Origin of the sequence: Mucilaginibacter kameinonensis, from assembly GCF_003675385.1 — a bacterium.
Classification (GTDB): domain Bacteria; phylum Bacteroidota; class Bacteroidia; order Sphingobacteriales; family Sphingobacteriaceae; genus Mucilaginibacter; species Mucilaginibacter kameinonensis.
Genome location: NZ_RCWZ01000002.1, coordinates 939,655 through 956,879 on the forward strand (window position 1 = coordinate 939,655; position 17,225 = coordinate 956,879).

Annotated in this window: 21 protein-coding genes; 9 read left to right on the forward strand and 12 right to left on the reverse strand. The window is 41.7% G+C overall.

Annotated features, from left to right (window positions below; translation table 11 throughout):
* Positions 1–181: 181 nt before the first annotated feature.
* Positions 182–967 (forward strand): mechanosensitive ion channel family protein, encoded by a 786-nt coding sequence (locus EAH55_RS10775; RefSeq protein ID WP_121809624.1) that lies wholly within the window; start codon positions 182–184, stop codon positions 965–967.
* 11 nt (positions 968–978) lie between these two features.
* Complete coding sequence (locus EAH55_RS10780; RefSeq protein WP_121809625.1) at positions 979–1,482, forward strand: inorganic diphosphatase; 504 nt, start codon at positions 979–981, stop codon at positions 1,480–1,482.
* 126 nt (positions 1,483–1,608) lie between these two features.
* Here EAH55_RS10780 and EAH55_RS10785 read toward each other — a convergent pair whose 3' ends face one another.
* Positions 1,609–2,004 carry a winged helix-turn-helix transcriptional regulator gene (locus tag EAH55_RS10785; RefSeq protein ID WP_121809626.1) on the reverse strand — a complete coding sequence of 132 codons (396 nt, stop codon included), beginning with the start codon at positions 2,002–2,004 and terminating at the stop codon, positions 1,609–1,611.
* A gap of 91 nt (positions 2,005–2,095) precedes the next feature.
* Between EAH55_RS10785 and EAH55_RS10790 the strand changes: the two genes are divergently transcribed.
* The 4 genes from EAH55_RS10790 to EAH55_RS10805 all read left to right on the forward strand — a co-directional run bounded on the left by EAH55_RS10790 (position 2,096) and on the right by EAH55_RS10805 (position 4,795).
* The gene (locus EAH55_RS10790) at positions 2,096–2,455 is read left to right on the forward strand and encodes a DoxX family protein (protein WP_121809627.1); all 360 of its coding nucleotides are present in this window, start codon (positions 2,096–2,098) and stop codon (positions 2,453–2,455) included.
* Positions 2,456–2,806: 351 nt separating this feature from the next.
* Positions 2,807–3,505, forward strand: a complete 699-nt coding sequence (locus tag EAH55_RS10795) for a CoA transferase subunit A (protein ID WP_121809628.1) — start codon at positions 2,807–2,809, stop codon at positions 3,503–3,505.
* A gap of 115 nt (positions 3,506–3,620) precedes the next feature.
* On the forward strand, positions 3,621–4,277 hold the full coding sequence (locus EAH55_RS10800) for a 3-oxoacid CoA-transferase subunit B (RefSeq protein WP_121809629.1): 657 nt from the start codon (positions 3,621–3,623) through the stop codon (positions 4,275–4,277).
* 176 nt (positions 4,278–4,453) lie between these two features.
* The gene (locus EAH55_RS10805) at positions 4,454–4,795 is read left to right on the forward strand and encodes a superinfection immunity protein (RefSeq protein ID WP_121809630.1); all 342 of its coding nucleotides are present in this window, start codon (positions 4,454–4,456) and stop codon (positions 4,793–4,795) included.
* Here the strand turns inward: EAH55_RS10805 and EAH55_RS10810 are convergent.
* From EAH55_RS10810 to EAH55_RS10820, 3 genes are read right to left on the reverse strand one after another with little or no spacing between them, the layout of a single operon-like run.
* Positions 4,792–5,424, reverse strand: coding sequence for a uridine kinase family protein (locus EAH55_RS10810; RefSeq protein ID WP_112573834.1), 633 nt, complete (start codon positions 5,422–5,424; stop codon positions 4,792–4,794). The two genes, EAH55_RS10805 and EAH55_RS10810, sit on opposite strands and share 4 nt — an antisense overlap.
* Positions 5,417–6,436, reverse strand: a complete 1,020-nt coding sequence (locus tag EAH55_RS10815; RefSeq protein WP_121809631.1) for a LysM peptidoglycan-binding domain-containing protein — start codon at positions 6,434–6,436, stop codon at positions 5,417–5,419. Before EAH55_RS10815 ends, EAH55_RS10810 begins: the two co-directional genes overlap by 8 nt.
* A 22-nt stretch (positions 6,437–6,458) precedes the next feature.
* Positions 6,459–7,223: a DUF4905 domain-containing protein gene (locus EAH55_RS10820; RefSeq protein ID WP_162996825.1), complete on the reverse strand. Its 765-nt coding sequence runs from the start codon at positions 7,221–7,223 to the stop codon at positions 6,459–6,461.
* 95 nt (positions 7,224–7,318) lie between these two features.
* Between EAH55_RS10820 and EAH55_RS10825 the strand changes: the two genes are divergently transcribed.
* On the forward strand, positions 7,319–7,798 hold the full coding sequence (locus EAH55_RS10825; protein ID WP_121809633.1) for a Dps family protein: 480 nt from the start codon (positions 7,319–7,321) through the stop codon (positions 7,796–7,798).
* 500 nt (positions 7,799–8,298) lie between these two features.
* Here EAH55_RS10825 and EAH55_RS31500 read toward each other — a convergent pair whose 3' ends face one another.
* Entirely contained in the window at positions 8,299–8,433 is a 135-nt protein-coding gene (locus EAH55_RS31500) for an STAS-like domain-containing protein (protein WP_121810045.1), read from the reverse strand.
* 360 nt (positions 8,434–8,793) lie between these two features.
* Between EAH55_RS31500 and EAH55_RS10845 the strand changes: the two genes are divergently transcribed.
* Complete coding sequence (locus tag EAH55_RS10845; RefSeq protein WP_121809635.1) at positions 8,794–9,777, forward strand: hypothetical protein; 984 nt, start codon at positions 8,794–8,796, stop codon at positions 9,775–9,777.
* 799 nt (positions 9,778–10,576) lie between these two features.
* Here the strand turns inward: EAH55_RS10845 and EAH55_RS10855 are convergent.
* From EAH55_RS10855 to EAH55_RS10875, 5 genes are all read right to left on the reverse strand, one after another.
* Complete coding sequence (locus EAH55_RS10855; RefSeq protein ID WP_121809637.1) at positions 10,577–10,888, reverse strand: hypothetical protein; 312 nt, start codon at positions 10,886–10,888, stop codon at positions 10,577–10,579.
* 103 nt (positions 10,889–10,991) lie between these two features.
* The gene (locus EAH55_RS10860; RefSeq protein ID WP_244228157.1) at positions 10,992–11,699 is read right to left on the reverse strand and encodes a phosphatase PAP2 family protein; all 708 of its coding nucleotides are present in this window, start codon (positions 11,697–11,699) and stop codon (positions 10,992–10,994) included.
* Between the two features lie 187 nt (positions 11,700–11,886).
* Positions 11,887–12,447: an isochorismatase family protein gene (locus EAH55_RS10865; RefSeq protein ID WP_121809638.1), complete on the reverse strand. Its 561-nt coding sequence runs from the start codon at positions 12,445–12,447 to the stop codon at positions 11,887–11,889.
* A gap of 21 nt (positions 12,448–12,468) precedes the next feature.
* The gene (locus EAH55_RS10870) at positions 12,469–13,734 is read right to left on the reverse strand and encodes an MFS transporter (RefSeq protein ID WP_121809639.1); all 1,266 of its coding nucleotides are present in this window, start codon (positions 13,732–13,734) and stop codon (positions 12,469–12,471) included.
* Positions 13,735–13,754: 20 nt separating this feature from the next.
* On the reverse strand, positions 13,755–14,192 hold the full coding sequence (locus tag EAH55_RS10875) for a MarR family winged helix-turn-helix transcriptional regulator (protein WP_121809640.1): 438 nt from the start codon (positions 14,190–14,192) through the stop codon (positions 13,755–13,757).
* Positions 14,193–14,397: 205 nt separating this feature from the next.
* Between EAH55_RS10875 and EAH55_RS10880 the strand changes: the two genes are divergently transcribed.
* On the forward strand, positions 14,398–15,276 hold the full coding sequence (locus EAH55_RS10880; protein ID WP_121809641.1) for a glycoside hydrolase family 25 protein: 879 nt from the start codon (positions 14,398–14,400) through the stop codon (positions 15,274–15,276).
* A gap of 166 nt (positions 15,277–15,442) precedes the next feature.
* Here the strand turns inward: EAH55_RS10880 and EAH55_RS10885 are convergent, their stop codons facing one another.
* Together EAH55_RS10885 and EAH55_RS10890 are read right to left on the reverse strand one after the other, a co-directional pair.
* Positions 15,443–16,528, reverse strand: coding sequence for an SGNH/GDSL hydrolase family protein (locus EAH55_RS10885; protein WP_121809642.1), 1,086 nt, complete (start codon positions 16,526–16,528; stop codon positions 15,443–15,445).
* A gap of 211 nt (positions 16,529–16,739) precedes the next feature.
* Complete coding sequence (locus tag EAH55_RS10890; RefSeq protein WP_208644826.1) at positions 16,740–17,102, reverse strand: VOC family protein; 363 nt, start codon at positions 17,100–17,102, stop codon at positions 16,740–16,742.
* Between the last annotated feature and the right edge of the window lie 123 nt (positions 17,103–17,225).

Below are 17,225 nucleotides of genomic sequence, written 5' to 3' on the forward strand. Positions count from 1 at the left end.
TTTTTTCAAATAGTTAATACCAAATTAGGGCTTAAAATTGGTAACGTATTGAAATTTAACACTTTTAACAATTATTAACACTTAATGGGCCGAAGTGTTAAATGGTTGTTAAAACAAACTGTTCCCTCAAATAAGCGTTAAGCTTTAGTTGTTTTTTATTCGGAAGCTTAACGTTTATACTATGAAGATAGAGAAGTTTTATGATCAGCTTTATATATGGGTGATCCGTTATGCACCCAGTTTTTTGATAGGCTTAGTGGTTTTGTTTATAGGCCTTTGGATGATTAGCCTATTATTGAAATGGTGGCAGGCACACATGCAAAAAAAGGAAATAGATCCCACCATAAAGCCGTTTTTGCAAAGCCTTGTAGGTGTTGTGCTGCGTGTGTTGCTAATATTGGGCGTAGTGCAGATTATGGGAATTCCTATTACCTTATTCACCGCCTTGGTTGGTGCTTTTGGTGTAGCTGCCGGTTTAGCACTTTCTGGTACGCTGCAAAATTTTGCCAGCGGTGTACTGATCCTCTTGCTCAAACCCTTTGTTGTTGGCGAAAATATCATTACCCAGGGACTTGAAGGAACGGTTACCGCCATCCAGATCTTTTATACCATTGTGAAAACTTTTGATAACCGGATAGTTATTGTTCCTAACGGCAAATTATCAAATGAGGTGATCATTAACATCAGCAGGGAAGGTACTCGAAGGCTGGATATTGAACTGAAGTTTGCCAATAATATAGATTATAACCAGGTAAAGTCGGTTATTGACTCGGCTATTGATAAATCGGAAAATATATTGGAGTCGCCTAACCGCAGGATTGGCGTTGCCGGATTAGATCCGGATGGTTACCGGGTAGGGGTGAACGTATGGGTGCATGCCCATGGTTTTCAGGATACGAAGCTGGCCGTTCAGGAAAACATTTTGCAGGATATCAAAGCGGCAGGAATAAAGATCCCCGGTCTATAATAAGATAAAACATGGATAATTTAGAAAACGGCATTACGGTAATTGTGGAAACGCCCAAAGGCAGTGGGCACAAGTATGATTACGATACCGCGACAAAGCAGTTTAAACTTAAAAAATTATTACCTGCCGGCATGGTTTTTCCATTTGATTTTGGGTTTATACCCAATACCATTGGGGGCGATGGCGATCCGCTGGATGTGCTGGTGATATCAGAGATAAGTACTTTTCCAGGTTGTGTGATTGATTGCAGGTTAATAGGGGCTTTTAAGGTAGAGCAAACCAGTCCGGAAGGAAAACGTTACCGTAACGACAGGCTGCTGGCAGTGCCTGTGGTGTCAAAATTTTTTACCGATCTGCATGATGCTGCACAGTTGCCGCATAGCCTTACCGACCAGATAGAGGCCTTTTTTACCAATTACAATCGCCTTGAGTCGAAAGAATTTAATTTGATGGAACGCCTTGGGGCAGAGGGGGCTATGGAACTTGTTGTTAACGCTACAACCGGTTATGAGTAATTTTAGCTATATCTAAATTCAACAAATGAAAAAAACCTAAGGTTGTTATCTAAAACAAAACGCCTTTGCTTATCAGGTAAAGGCGTTTTGTTTTAGAGATAAATTTAGTGGCTTACCAGTGATAAATTAAACAACTACAGCTTTTCGGGCTTCAGCCTCATCACGGCTCATTTGTTTTATATGCTCACGGTGTTTCAGGCCCCATTCGCGCATTTCATTAATAACATTACTTAGCGAATTGGCATATTCGGTACGCTCATAAATTACGGTTACCGGAGTGGTGTCATAAACCGTTCTTTTAATAAAACCGTTTAATTCCAGGTCTCTTAATTCTTTAGAGAGTACCTTGGGCGTGATATTTTCCAGATCGCGCTGAAGTTCCTTAAACCGTTTGGGGCCGGTCATTAAACTTACCAGCATCAGTAATTTCCATTTGCCGTTAACTACGTAAAGTGTATCGCGCACGGCGTTTACCGCGGCGTTGCAGGCCTCTTTATTGTGGATGATCTTTCCGTTGTTCATGCTGCTATCCTCAACGATACCGGTATCCTTTAGGATAGTAGTATCTTTTTGAAAGTAAAGGTAGCTAAGTTTGCGACAAATAATTAATAAAATGAAAGCAACTAAAATTTTTTACTGGATACTGACCGCAATAGTAGCCTTGATGATGGCATTTTCATCCTACGCATATTTAACCAAGCCCGAAATGACCGCCGCGTTTCATCATTTAGGTTTTCCGGATTATTTCAGGATTGAATTGGCAATAGCAAAGCTTATGGGAGCCGTTGTATTATTAGCGCCAGTACCCGCAAAGGTAAAAGAGTGGGCTTATGGAGGATATACTTTTGTATTTGTTTCGGCTTTTATAGCGCATACCGTTTCAGGTGATCCGGTAGCAAACCGTGTTATGCCATTGGTGTTTTTGGGGATTTTGGGAGGATCGTATTTTCTTTATCGTAAGCAGCGGCAATAAATTGCAAATAATTGAAAACACGTTGTCATTTCGAACCCTTTGAGGGGGAAATAGAGAGGCAAGGGTGAGAAATCTTATACGACATGCGTTATTCGCCCTGCTTGAAACTGCTCGTATAAGATTTCTCCTCACCTCCTCACCATAGTCCCATGCAGTTCTAAAGGAAATGACACCTTTTAATATATTTATTACTCCCCCCAATCCCCATCTGCCGGCAATCTTCAAAAGCGGTGCTAAATCAAAATCATATTCGTTATATCTACAAAACACAAGCCTACCGTAATAAGTTATCTACATAACAACAAGCTTCAAGCTTATTTTATTTAAATTTATAGCAACCAATTATAATATATGAATAAAGTAGTTAGTGGTGCCGAGGAGGCCATCCGCGACATTACCGACGGCATGACCCTCATGCTGGGCGGCTTCGGTTTATGCGGATTGCCCGAAAATTGTATTGCCGCGCTGGTGAAAAAAGGGGTTAAACAACTCACCTGTATCTCCAACAATGCCGGGGTCGATGATTTTGGTATCGGCCTGATGCTGAAGCAACGCCAGGTAAAAAAAATGATCTCATCGTACGTAGGTGAAAACGCCGAATTTGAACGCCAGCTATTGAATGGAGAACTGGAGGTTGAGCTAATACCACAAGGTACTTTGGCCACCCGTTGCATGGCTGCCGGCTATGGTATGCCAGCCATATTTACTCCTGCAGGTATTGGTACCGAAGTGGCTGAAGGCAAAGAAATACGCAATTTTAATGGCAAGGATTATTTAATGGAGATGGCCTTTGATGCCAATTTCGCCATTGTAAAAGCCTGGAAGGGCGATACCATGGGGAACCTGGTATACCGTTCTACCGCCCGCAATTTTAATCCTGTAATGGCCATGGCCGGTAAAATAACCATTGCCGAAGTAGAAGAACTGGTACAACCCGGCGAGCTTGACCCGGACCATATCCATACACCCGGTATTTATGTGCATAGGATTTTTAAGGGTGTGGATTATGAGAAACGGATTGAACATGTAACAGTGAGGAACAAACAATAAACTTCATGTCATTGCGAGCGAAGCGTGGCAATCGCACGGAGGCAAAGCCGCCCTGTATAGCATGCGATTGCTTCGTCGTTCCTCCTCGCAATGACATGTATTATAACATTATATTATGCTTGATAAACAGGGCATCGCAAAGCGAATAGCAAAAGAGATAAAAGACGGTTACTATGTTAACCTCGGCATTGGCATACCTACGCTGGTAGCCAATTATATACCGGATACCATGGATGTGGTGTTACAATCAGAGAATGGCTTATTGGGTATGGGGCCTTTTCCTTTTGAGGGCGAGGAAGATCCGGACGTTATTAACGCCGGCAAACAAACCATCACCATGTTGCCCGGCTCGGCCATATTTGATTCGGCTATGAGCTTTGGGATGATCAGGGCTAAAAAAGTTAACCTCACCATCCTTGGTGCTATGGAAGTATCCGAAAACGGCGACATCGCTAACTGGAAAATTCCCGGCAAAATGGTTAAAGGTATGGGTGGCGCTATGGATCTGGTGGCATCCGCAGAGAATATTATTGTGGCCATGCAACAGGTTAACAAGGCAGGCGAATCAAAGTTACTACCCCAATGCACCTTACCGCTCACTGGTGTTCACTGCGTTAAAAAAATAGTGACCGAATTGGGTGTATTTGATGTATTGCCCGAAGGCGGTTTCAGGCTAATAGAACGTGCGCCGGGTGTAAGTGTTGAAGAAATTAAACAGGCCACAGCCGGTAAACTTATTGTTGAGGGAGATGTGCCGGAGATAATTCTATAGTTACGTCATTGCGAGGAACGAAGCAATCGCGAACTGCACAGGGGACTTATATAGCCGCTCTGCTAATTGGGGATTGCTTCGTTCCTCGCAATGACGCTCCTATATTCAAATTATATAATAATCAAATTTAGCGAAGCAACTAAAACTCCCCACAAAAGAAACACTATCTTTAAAACATGGATTTCATGTTTGGAATAGTTGGGATGACTGGCATGGCCATAGCCGGACTGCTATATTTTATACCAGCCATCATAGCCCGCGAAAAGGCCGACTTTAAATTAATTTTCCTGCTTAACCTGTTTCTGGGTTGGACCATCATCGGCTGGATTTGTGCGCTTGTATGGGCGTTTGAAAAAGAAAAAGCGCCTTTAGATTATTATAAACCAGGCTATCCTGGTTATACAACCGAAAACGCGCTTAAACTTCGGGCCCTGCAAAACCAATTTGATGCAGGGGTTATCACCAAAACAGATTATGACAATGCCCTCAAAAATATCTTAGGCAATAATCCGCATTAAAAAAGCTTCTTCCTTAAATCAGCCGAGATCTCTTCGGTAATTACCATAATATCCTCTGCAACGTGAGTATTATTGGTGATCACACGGTCGCACTCATCTTTGTAGGGCAGCAGGTATTCTTTATATGCCGGTACAACGTGGTTGATCCATTTATACATCACATCATCATGCGAATAGCCACGCTCTATCAAATCCCGTTTAAGACGACGCTGCAGCGCTACATCTTCATCAGCATCGATAAAAACTTTAAGATCAAGCAACTCGGCAATATCTTTAAAATGTAGAATAAACAAACCTTCCACTATTAAAATAGGTGCCGGCTTGATCTCTATCATTTTAGGGATAGCATCGGGGTTATTAAAAGTATATTCCTGCTTCAGGATAGCTTCCTTATTTAAAAGCTTGCTGATATCCTGCTGAAAATGTTCGTGATCAATAGTTGAAGGAAGATCAAAGTTATACTCTTTGTTTTCTTCCTTCGTCATGTTATGTGCTACCGGGATGTAATAATCGTCCTGCGATACGAGGCTCACCTCGTCGGCAGTAAAATGTTCTAAAAAGCACTTTAAGAAAAAGGTTTTGCCTGAGCCGCTTCCGCCGGCAATTCCAATAATATAAGGTTTATTCATTCGGGCTACCGTAGCTGATATTTACCTGAAAACGTTTGTCTAAAGCACCTAAAGCGTCGGCAGTGTTTTTGGTCATGATGATCAAAACATTTTTGTTTGTTTCGTTATCGGTAAAACGGCCAACAACCTTTGCAAAGGTGGTATGATTGTTCATAGGGTTTGTAATTTTAATGATGGTGCCAATTGGCGCTGTACGGTGCAGTACCAGTTCCTTTTTAGGATCTAAGCCGGCATCATCCATCCAGGTGGCTACACCTTTTTCAATTTTTTCGTACAGGCCAAAACGGTTGGCTTTACCATGGTCGCCGCCTGTAGTATCTTGTTGTGCTACAACAGTAGTCGAGTCGCGTTGCATTACCGGTTCTTTAGTTTCCTGAGGAGGTAAACCGGTGCGCACGTTAATAACCTGGTTGGGGGCTACAGAATCAGAACTTAGTTTATTAAGTGCTTTAATATCATCTACAGAAGTATTAAAACGTTTAGCGATAGAATATAAGGTTTCGCCTGCTGATACTTTGTATTGCTGTACATTAAGCATGCTTACTTTTTTAACAGTATCAGCAACTGCCTGTTGCGTTTTGGCTACTGCAGTTTGTACTACAGGGGCAGGTGAACTTACCTGTTGCTGAACCTGTGGTTTGCTTTGCTGAATCGGAGCTTGTGTAACAGGCTTGTTTTGCTGTTGTTGCGCAGGCGGCGGAGTAGTTGTCGCTACCTGTTTTGCGGGTTGGGCAGCAGACGCAGACTCGCCAGAAAAAGGCAACTCAGTAGGAACTTTTATTGTACCGCCGATTTTAAGCGGCGCATTATTATTAAATTGTATAATGGCTTTAGGGCTAACGTTGTAACGGCGGCCTATTGAGTAGTAGTTATCTTTGGGATCGAGCTTATGAACAATTACCTTTTTACCGTTAAGGTTTTCAACACCAACTGAGTCGGCAAGCGGGTTAGCAAAAATTGATATGGAGAATGTGAGTAAAGGAGTGACCAATAATAAAATCTTAAATTTCATGATAATTTATAAATACAGTAAATTACAATTTCAACACTATTAAGCCCGATCTGTTTTTTAAATAGATAAGCTGATTATTATGTAGTACAAACGCCTCGGGTTGCATTTTTTGTATAGCGTTGTGTAACAAATCATGATACAAAAGGGTACCCTCCTCGTTATATACAAACAAGTGCTGTTCAAGATGCTCCTGCAAAAGCGTGTGCAAAGATACAATTCTGAAACTATTGTAGCTGATATAATGAACCGCATTTGCATGTACGCTAAGCGGTAAATATAAATTATTTACTTCCGCTGCGGGCAACAGTTGAGGGCTGACGATCTTATTATCCCGAGGCTGATCCACCACCGGTTCATATCCTCTTAAAGTAGCTCCTGTTTTTACATCAATTAACAATAACTTCCGCGGTTGTAACTGGACATTATAAACCACAGGGCCATTAACCGACAGATGATCAAAGGCCAAAGTAAAATTACTCCACAATTCTTTGCCTGATACAGCTTCAATAGCGGTAATCCCTTTATGTACCGGCCCTGTTGCCGACTGGTAATTATGCAGCAACAAAACACCATCATAAGCGGCTTCAATACCGGTAAGCCAACGCTCGGGTGTTGTAAAACCTTCAAAATAAACATCGCCGTTTTGCAGGCTCAGGGCCGAAAAACTAACCTGTTTATTGGCATGATCCCTTATTTCGAGGAACAGCGTTTGGGTAAAATCGTCAATTTCCATACGCCAAACCGGAGCCTGGTAAGTTTTGCTGATGAAGGGTAAAAGCGAAGTCATAAAGTTGCAAATATGCTCATTAAAATCAAAACTGTTTACCTTTGCCAAACATTGCCGGCAGCGGCATGTTACACTTAAAAACATCACTATTATTTATGGACGCAAAAGAAATAAGCCTCGAAGAAGTTAAAGTAAAACCGGTAGTTGACCACCTGAACGACCTGTTGGCAAACTATCACATCCACTACCAAAAACTGCGTGGCTGCCACTGGAACGTTAAAGGCACAAGCTTTTTTACCCTGCACCTGAAATTTGAAGAACTGTACACAGCGGCGCTCACCACCATCGACGAACTTGCCGAAAGGATCCTGAGCCTTGGCAAACCTCCTATCAGCACCTTTAAAGATTATATCGAAACATCAAGCATCAAAGAGATCCAGACTATTGGCTTGAAAGATACCCTGATGGTAAAAGCCATTATTGATGACCTGGCCTCGTTAATAAAAATGGAACGCGAAATACTGAATATCACCGCAGAGGCCGGCGATGATGGCACTAATGATATGATTAACCGTTTCATGCAGTTTAACGAGAAAAATACCTGGATGCTGCGTTCATTCGTAAACGAAGACTAATCCCGAATAATCCTACTGTAAAAAAGCCGTAGTTCAGTAAAATGAGCTGCGGCTTTTTTCAAATTGACTTTACACCAATTTGCATATTTAGTATATTTGCACTGTACAAACTGCCACTGTTTTGGTGGCGAAGTTGTTCTGTTATTTTCCTATGGTGTAATGGTATCACGTCAGATTCTGGCTCTGAAGATTGAGGTTCGAGCCCTTGTAGGAAAACTAATAAAAAAAGCCCTTAGCAATACAGCTAAGGGCTTTTTTCATGCACATACACGCATTTTTGAGGATTTATGAAAAAAAATGCAAATTTCGGATTCATCCAGAGTCGTTAAGTTTTGCTATCTTTTTTTTCGAGCTTATCGATCACATCGACCTTAGCCGTAAAACCACCGATATTTATATAGCTACTGATTGGTCTATTATCGACCAGGTTCAGGTTGGGGTATTGAGTTTGTTAAAAGAAAAAAGTAATCTATAACTGCTCAAGTTTCAGAATAAGTTTTTCAGTCGTTTTGACAACAAATGCCTACTATCCTGACCGAATCGTTTACCTTATTATAACCAAACGGTTCAATAAGTTCGCCAAAGCTGGAGTTAAAGAAAGAAGACGAGATTGATGTACTGCCGGTAAAGGATATCTCAGCTAATTGATTTTTTTAGGAACTTGAACTTGCCATTGATCTTCTCACCACTTTAAAAAAATATTGCGAATACGCTTAAGGGTTTCATTAGTAACCCTTAGTAAAAGACGATGATATGCAGCTGAAACCTCTGGAGAGATTCAGGATATTCCGGATCAATTCGTTATACCTGTGTCGGGCTGTATGGTTGATCGTTTGCCTTAAGTGTGGTAACTCAAAGTTATCCTTATTTGCTCACTCGCTATTCCCTTTTATGAACCCTCAACTCAAGTTAATAAAATAATAATTAATTATTATTTTATTAACAGTTAAATAAATGCTTTTTTGTTATATTTGTTGCATATCTAAACAATTATCATGAAAAAAAATCTGTTTATTAATTTAGCACTTATTGCTATCGCTACAACAATCTTTTCTTGCAAAAAGGAAATTCACCCAAATGTGCAAGATGAAGATAAAATCTCTGCTGCGCCTGTTACAAGTAAAAACGGCAGGCTGGTATTTAAAAACAGCAACGCTTTTAAAGAAACCGTAAGCAGATTGATTAATAAAGACTCGAATTACTTAACAAAATGGGAAAGTGATTTTAATTTTATCTCATTAAGAAGCGATTCATCAGCATCACGAATTTACGACAGCTTCGACTTTCCCACATTCTATGGGGCTATTTTAAACAATAAAGGCGAGTATATGATAGCCGACACGATTGTTTATTTTAATAATGGTTACAAATATTTGGTTCCCAATAATGATGAAGCATTGTTAAATAAAATTAAAAAAGACCCCTCAATTGCAACGTTAAAATTCAAAGCAGGGGTTGTGCCGATAAGCACTTCATCTGTTGTTAAATCTGGTTCTCTTTCTACAGAAAGCACATCGCTTCCCGGAGGCGGAACTGATGCACGTTATCAATATCAATTTTTAAGAAACGGAGATCCTAACAGCCAACGTAAATTTGTATTTGAAATTTTCAATTATGTTGAATCTGCCGGCCAAACTTCGATATGTTATGTACGCACACGTATAAAACAAGAATATTTAGGTGGCAACAAACCTGGGAACTGGTTACCTACCTCTTCGGAGACTTATGAAAAAAAGATAACCGGCATGAATTTTCAGGTTGCTTTTTTCAATACCGGTAATGGAACTTTAAGTTACGTAAATGGTTCAAACATTAATTTGTCAGAAACAGATATCACCAAGCTTGACTATACTTTATGTACTTTTCAAGCCTCTCGACCAAATATAACGGTTACCTTAACAGGCAATTACTACGCAAAAGTATTGCCACCGTGGAATGTTGATGGTAAAAGTACTTACACAGCCAACGTATCCTGGTAATATATGATCTGAAAATGTCAAAAAAACCTTTAGTCGAAAAGACTGAAGGTTTTTTTGCTTCTGGTCGGTATTGTTACCGCACTATATCAAACTTTACGATAAAAAAACACCCCAGGTTTATGAGAAGCTATTACTACAGGGCACTCGGATCGGCCCGGCAACGCTTTAACGAAGCCCGAGGGCACATCGATTGCTGAAGATCCAAAACCCCGTAACAACGGTGATGATAACATCCGCATAACGGTTTTCCGCAATCATTCAATTTGTTGGCCTTGTTGGTACTTTTCCTTTTTTAATATTTTATTGTTAACATACCAAATCCAAATCCCATTGGGCAAGGGTTCATAATATGGTTGAACATGGATTTCAAACCCGCCGCTTAGCCCGTAATAGGTATAAGTATAACGTTTAAAAACATCTAGCGCGTTGCTATATTGTCCAGATTGAATCAACTCCTCTTTTGAATTAAAAACAGAGAAAATAAGAGACCCTCTATAATCACTTAGTACGTAAACTATTGTAGATGTATCATTTAGCTTAGCCCGAACACTTCGACGCAACGAAGGATTATAAATTTGAAAATCCAGTCGCTTTAAGATAAGCGGCAAATGCTTGGTCTTGTTTGCTTAGTCTGCGCTAAGACGGGAACAATGAATATAATTAACAGAAAAAAGATCAGTACTTTCATATATAACATATTTTTACAGCCCATATTGAGCGTTTAATATTCTTAACGAGAAATATTTATTTTTAGATTATCTTGCCCATTTGTTGGAAACCATCAGTATTTATTTATTGTTTAATGGGTACCCTTTGCTTCGATCTTATACATCATATCTTCGACACCGGTTGTTTGCGTTGGTAAATGCTCAACCAGAAGCGGCTTGTAAACAATATTGACATTAACTCTAAAACGTGATAAAATTAGGTTTTTTATAGTCGAAATGCTTTTGTTTTCTTGTCTTGTGTAAATAGTTATAGCAATCTTAGTTTTGGCAAGCGTTGCCCCTTTTAAGAGCATTGTTTGCATAACCTGTTGTATATTGGGACCTATTAACCTATCAACTGCAAACTCATATTTATTGGAGATTACATTCGCTCCAGGGTTCATAAGAACTCCATTTGAAAGAAATGTAGTTGAAATAACCGGAGTGTTGTGTTTTACTACGGGTGGGTGATTTATAACTTTAGGAGGAGCAAAATAACGATAAAATTTACTTCCTCAAAAAAGACATTTCCGCCGCGCTTCCAACACCCAATGTTAAACCCGCGGCTACATCTGTTGGATAATGAACACCGAGGTACATTCTTGAATAGCTGGTAGCCCCTGCCCAAAAGAATGACGGCGCTATCACATACCATTTAGGGTAAGCAGCCGACAAGGCGGTAGCAGTGGCAAAGCTTGATGAAGTGTGCCCTGAAGGGAATGAGGTGCCTCCTGCCCGGTAAACAGGTGTAATATTAATATTCTGAACAAATGGCCGCGGTCGTTTTACCAAATGTTTTATCAGCAGCATAAAACCGTATGATACCGCGGTGCTGCTGGCCACATAACCCGCATTCTGTCGCATTTCTTTATTGTTACTTACAATTCCGCCCACCAACAAACCGGCCGGAATGCCAATATCGCCATACAAAACATTTTTGCTCAGGAACATGAAAAAGCCGGTTTGACCGGGTGTGCGATGATTTTGCAGATCGATCATCACACGATCATCCCAGCGTTGAACAGCCGGAGGAATAAATGCCGGACTATTTACAGTGATCTTTGCCGAATCGGCCTGTGCGAAAGCCTTGTTTGTAAAACAAGTTAACAAACACTGCAAATGAACCAAAACTACCAGGAATTTAAGCAGGGAGATTTTTTTCATAGGCAACAGGTATTCAATCAGCAGTTTCTTTGCAATGGCAGATGATTCCACGAATGTAGTTATTAATAACTATCTCGAGGGGTTTGTTTGGGTACAAAAGATTGAAAAAAGCGCCATTGCGAGGTACGAAGCAATCATGAACTATGCAGAGCGGACCTGCTTATAGGGGATTGCTTCGTACCTCGCAATGACGCACTATTATCTGTGATCTAAGAATAGCGAACTAAGCTTCCTAACATTACCCCAATTTCTCAATGATCTCGGCAGTGGTACCTACCTCGCCAATCCTCGGGAAAATGTATTTGAAGCTGTGGTCATGCGCTTCGGCAAACATATCGGTCATGGCATCGCTTGCAAAGGTAATGTTGTAAGCATAGTCATTAGCCGAACGCGCGGTACCTTCAACACCAATGCTTGTTGCTACACCAGCCAATACGATTTGTGTAACACCTCTTTTTTGCAGTTCCTCATGCAGGCCTGTGTTATAAAAAGCGCCCCATGTTTTCTTGGTAATGAAAATATCGGTTGGCTCAGTTTTTATTTCGGGAGCAATTTCATTCCAGTCGGCCGGAAGTTCGGTCATGGCGGGACCTTTGGCATCGCGCCTGGTTTTAAATGAACCGCTGATTGGTTCAACGTGAACAATAACAATAGGTTTACCGGCTTTGCGGAAAGCTTCAACTAATTGAGCCGATTTTTCAAGGATACCGTCCATCGAATGAGCGCATTGCAACTGTACAATGTACTTTTGCAAATCTATCAATACCAATGCCGCGTTTTGATCAATTGTAGTTATCATAGTTATTTGATTGTTTAATATTTAAGGAATAACTTCTATAGGTTGCTGCTGCAAAGCGGCCGCTGCGGCTGCCTTTTTCAGTCGGCTCCGCCTTAAAAAGCTAAAGTGTATAATACCTAACAGAAGTGCCACCATGCCTTCGGCCATAACGGTGTCCGGTACGCCTATTTTTTGCGATACCGCGCCAATAAGTAAACCGCCAAGCGGCTGCATCCCAAAAAAGGACATGGCGTAATAACTGATCACCCGGCCGCGCATTTCGGGACTGGCGGTAGTTTGAATTATGGTATTACCAATGGTAACCTGCGACATCATACCGAAACCGATAAATGCTGCTAAAAACAGTGCCACCGGGTAATTATGCATGTGCGAAAACACGATGAGCCCTACTCCAAATATCAGCGTATTAATAGCGAGGATCCTTTTCAGATCGGTACCGGCACTCAACGAGGCCAGGAAGATCCCACCACCAAATGCGCCGAGCCCTATCACGCTGTCTATCACCCCAAAGGTTGATGCCGTGCCTTTAAAAATATCCTTAGCATAAACCGGAATCAGCGTACTAAAAGGTAGCACGAACAGGCTTACCGTAGCAAGCATCAGCAACATAAATTTTATAGTGGGTGTATTTTGGATGTATTCGAAACCGTCTTTCAAATCGGCAAGTACGTTTTTACCGTGGGGTTTTGGAGCGAACTTGGGTAGGCGCATCATGAGCAACGAGCCAATTACCGCGATAAAGCTTACCGCGTTAGCTCCGAAACAAACCGAATCGCCAAATTTTTCGATGATCAGGCCTGCAATTCCCGGCCCTATCAGTCGCGACAGGTTTACCATGGATGAATTAAGTGCAAGCGCGTTGGGTAGGTCAGATTTATCATCAACCATTTCGTAAACCAGCGATTGCCGTGCAGGTACGTCAAAAGCGTTGATGAGTCCCAGCATAGCGGTTAAAGCCAGAATTGCCCAAACGGAATAATAGCCAAAATACACGAGTACAGTAAGCAAAACGGCCTGCACCATTGATGCCACCTGTGTAAATAACAGCACTTTGAAGCGGTTATACCTGTCGGATACTACGCCACCGATAAACGAAAACAGGAATGACGGGAACAGGCTGGCAAACAACGTTAACCCCAGCATAAACTTGGAGTGTGTTTGCGAATAGATCACCCAGCTTACAGCAGTTTTCTGCATCCAGGTGCCCAGTAATGAAACCGATTGCCCGCCGAAATACAACCGGTAGTTGCGGCTTTTAAAAGCATTGAAAGTAGTTATCTTACTCATTTGTTCTGCTGTCGGTTTTATCAGTCAAAATTCAACAATTTGGCCAGCGGGGCCAGCGCTTTCTTCAATATCTCCTGCTCTTCGGCAGTACAGGTGGCCTCAAGAGCCCGGTTAAGCCACTCGTCCTTTTCGCTTCTTGATTTATGAATGAGGCTGATCCCTTCTTCCGAAAGCGAGATGATCACCTTACGTTTATCCAGTTCAGAAATGCGCCTTTTGATGAGCCCAACGTTGAGCAGGTTGCTCAATATTTGCGACATAGATTGCGTGGTGATCTTTTCCATAGCTGCCAGTTCATTAGGCAGGATCTCTTCATACTGAAATATCAAGGCCAGGGTTGATCGTTCAGTCAATGAAAGTTTCTCGGCAGTAGCCGAGGTCTTCCTGATCTTTTTGCTTAGCCTGCCAATGATAAACCTCAATTCGGAAGCCAGTTGAACCTCTTTTTCGTCGCTCATATAATTAATCAGTTAAACTTGTAAGTTTACCTTACAAATATAGAGATTGATTTGTTAAGGGAATGTCACAACCTTGACTTGCCTGATTAAAGGATTTTCATGAATTTCTAAGATAAATTTAGCTATTCCTGCTGGTCATCAAGGCAATCCATTAATCATAAAAATCAGGGTCAAATCAACGGTTCGTTTTTCGTAATTTTACCCCGTGCCTGCTCCTGAAAAGAAAACAACACCTGTAAGAAAGAAAGCGCCTGCCCGTAAAAAACCGGTAGTCAAAACAAAACAACAGTCTGGCTTTTCCACATCATGGATAGTGACAATTGGTGCTTTACTGCTTATCCTGCTCTCCCCTTTTTATTATGGCTATATTCTAAAATTCGGCAGCGCCACCTGGCGGTGGATCATGGATGCCGGAGAGGATACGCATTACCGTAAATACAAGGACTTTGCAATTCATATTCCCGATGGGTACTCGGTGTATGGCGTCGATGTATCATCATACCAGGGCCGTATCAACTGGAAACAGGTAAAAGCCATGCGCGAGGGTGATGTGCATGTAAGTTTCGCTTTTATAAAAGCGACAGAAGGTGTATTAAGTGTCGACCCATATTTTCAACGCAACTGGCGCGAAGCACCTAAGGCAGGTATCATGTGCGGAGCTTATCATTTCTTCCTTCCGCAAAAAAGCGGCGTATGGCAAGCCAAGTTTTTTCTGCAAACGGTAAAAACCGAAAAAGGCGACCTGCCCATGGTGGTTGATATAGAGCGACTATACCGTACCAGTCCGGAAAAAATGAGGGAGCAATTGGAGAGTTTCATCAAAACTATTGAAACCCGTACAGGTATCAAGCCTATTATATATACCAACCTGAAATTTTACCAGGATTATCTGGAAGGTTATTTTGACGGCTACACACTTTGGATAGCGCATTATTATCAACCCAAATTGCTTGTATCAAACAAAACCAACTGGAAATTTTGGCAGCACTCGGATAAGGCCCACGTTAACGGCATTAACCATGTGGTGGATTTTAATGTTTTTAAGGGTGACAGTACCGAGTTTGAAAAATTGCTGGTGCCGTAGGTATTATCTCTCTCTGTCATTTCGACTGAGCGGAGAGGGTTGAACATCAGGGCGAAAGAGAAATCTTATACGCCCTGAATAGCGAAAATACAGTGCCTGCTAACGAGGCGTATAAGATTTCTCACTCGTTCCTCGTTTCGAAATGACATCTTTTGTTGAGTTTTTTCTACCACTTAACCGTCTTTTCCATAAAAGCTATCAAATCATCGGCCATAGCTTGTTGCTCTTTAAGACTTGGGTGTCCCGGCGTGTTTTTGTATGGAATAAAATGGGTATAGATCTGCTTGTCGTTTAAAGCAGTAACAGCCTTTTCAATATATCCAGGCCATGGCGAACCCGCTTTGGTTGCATCCATACTGCCTAACGCGCAAATGATCTGCGCTTTGGGATAAGCCTTCCGAATATTTTTTACAAAATCTTTATAAGCTTTTATGATCTGGTCGGGCTCAGGAGCCTTTGTGCCGAAACGCTCTTTAAATTGTGGGTTATTGGGTTGGTTTACAATCCATGAGTCATTCTGAAACAGGTTAATCACCACAACATCAGGTGTATACTTTTTGAAATCCCAAATACTTGTTGGGTCTGTTGGATCCAGGCGGTTATACATCTCTGGCATGATGAGCGGAAACCAGCTTACCGTAATGCCGATACCACTTTTTGAGGTACAAACATACTGTGCATCAAAGTGACGTGCGGTTAGCGCGGCATAGCTCAGATATCCGTTTTCGTAAGGCGCCGTACCACGGTCTTGCCCGGTAGTGTCCTCATCGGCATACCCACAGGTGATGGAATTACCGAAAAACTCGATCTTACGTTTTTTGGGCTCCGGTGGCGGGAGTGCTGTCGCCTCTTTGGCTAAAATAAACTGGTAAAAAAGGGTTTTGCCTTTATCCCATTCGGTACGTTTAAATAATTCGAGGGTGTGTTTGCCGGCCGGCAGGTTTTCGGCCAGCGTGTAGGCTTGCTTAGTATTATCAAGGTGGATGGTGTTGATCACCTTATCGTCAACAATGATGGTATAATAGTTTTCACCGCGTTCGTCCTGCATCAGGGCCGATGCTCCGGTTCCGTTGAAATTGATCTTTAGGGATGAACCTGTCCAGTAAAGTTCGGCAGCCTCATCGGTTTGGTTAATGCGCCCGGTATAACGGATGCGTTGATCTTTGCTTTTAAGTATAACGCTTTGAGCGGCGCAGGTATTTATAGTGCCGGTAAAAGCAATGAAAAGTATAAGGAAATATAGTTTGCGCATTTTTAAGTAGGAAGTAGGGTTTGTTTGGCTTAAAAATAAGAAATTATGCTAAAATTAATGCAGCAAAAAATCCCATCTTGAGAGGGGGCGCGGCGGGAAAGAGCGTTGGAAGGGGTGTGTTTATGCGATTAGTATGTAAACAAAGCGAAACACACCCCTCCGCCCCTCTCAAGAGGGGAATCGCGCATACCCTTGCTTTTATATTCGGTTATTACTCAATTGGCATCCCGAATTGCAGCAGATAGCCATTGTAATCAAAAACACCAAACTCGCGCATGCCGTAATTAAAATCTTCAATAGGATAGCAAATTACTGCCCTGTCTTTAAGTTCGGCCCATAACTGGTCTACCTTATCGGTGCGGATATAAAACGAGCCGGTAAATTTAGGCACCGTAAATGACGCGTTATCAACCGGTAAAGCAAACATGATTTCGATATCATCGCGGCTTACGGTAGCCCATCCCCAATCTTCATCGTATCCGATACAGGTAAAGCCGAGGTTAGTAACATAAAAGTCGACAGTTTCCCGTACCTGCCGGGTATATAACATAGGAGCAATAGATTTTAAAGACATATATTGAAATAAGTTAAGGTTTAATTACTGGCAAATAAATTGAGAACCGTCATTGCGAGGAACGAAGCAATCCCCGATAAGCAGAGCCGCTCTGTATGGTTTGGGATTGCTTCGTTCCTCGCA

Coding starts and splice junctions, on each gene's coding strand:
- EAH55_RS10775 (WP_121809624.1), top strand. CDS start 182: ATGAAGATAGAGAAGTTTTATGATCAGCTTTATATATGGGTGATCCGT.
- EAH55_RS10780 (WP_121809625.1), top strand. CDS start 979: ATGGATAATTTAGAAAACGGCATTACGGTAATTGTGGAAACGCCCAAA.
- EAH55_RS10785 (WP_121809626.1), bottom strand. CDS start 2,004: ATGAACAACGGAAAGATCATCCACAATAAAGAGGCCTGCAACGCCGCG.
- EAH55_RS10790 (WP_121809627.1), top strand. CDS start 2,096: ATGAAAGCAACTAAAATTTTTTACTGGATACTGACCGCAATAGTAGCC.
- EAH55_RS10795 (WP_121809628.1), top strand. CDS start 2,807: ATGAATAAAGTAGTTAGTGGTGCCGAGGAGGCCATCCGCGACATTACC.
- EAH55_RS10800 (WP_121809629.1), top strand. CDS start 3,621: ATGCTTGATAAACAGGGCATCGCAAAGCGAATAGCAAAAGAGATAAAA.
- EAH55_RS10805 (WP_121809630.1), top strand. CDS start 4,454: ATGGATTTCATGTTTGGAATAGTTGGGATGACTGGCATGGCCATAGCC.
- EAH55_RS10810 (WP_112573834.1), bottom strand. CDS start 5,424: ATGAATAAACCTTATATTATTGGAATTGCCGGCGGAAGCGGCTCAGGC.
- EAH55_RS10815 (WP_121809631.1), bottom strand. CDS start 6,436: ATGAAATTTAAGATTTTATTATTGGTCACTCCTTTACTCACATTCTCC.
- EAH55_RS10820 (WP_162996825.1), bottom strand. CDS start 7,223: ATGACTTCGCTTTTACCCTTCATCAGCAAAACTTACCAGGCTCCGGTT.
- EAH55_RS10825 (WP_121809633.1), top strand. CDS start 7,319: ATGGACGCAAAAGAAATAAGCCTCGAAGAAGTTAAAGTAAAACCGGTA.
- EAH55_RS10845 (WP_121809635.1), top strand. CDS start 8,794: ATGAAAAAAAATCTGTTTATTAATTTAGCACTTATTGCTATCGCTACA.
- EAH55_RS10855 (WP_121809637.1), bottom strand. CDS start 10,888: ATGAACCCTGGAGCGAATGTAATCTCCAATAAATATGAGTTTGCAGTT.
- EAH55_RS10865 (WP_121809638.1), bottom strand. CDS start 12,447: ATGATAACTACAATTGATCAAAACGCGGCATTGGTATTGATAGATTTG.
- EAH55_RS10870 (WP_121809639.1), bottom strand. CDS start 13,734: ATGAGTAAGATAACTACTTTCAATGCTTTTAAAAGCCGCAACTACCGG.
- EAH55_RS10875 (WP_121809640.1), bottom strand. CDS start 14,192: ATGAGCGACGAAAAAGAGGTTCAACTGGCTTCCGAATTGAGGTTTATC.
- EAH55_RS10885 (WP_121809642.1), bottom strand. CDS start 16,528: ATGCGCAAACTATATTTCCTTATACTTTTCATTGCTTTTACCGGCACT.
- EAH55_RS10890 (WP_208644826.1), bottom strand. CDS start 17,102: ATGTCTTTAAAATCTATTGCTCCTATGTTATATACCCGGCAGGTACGG.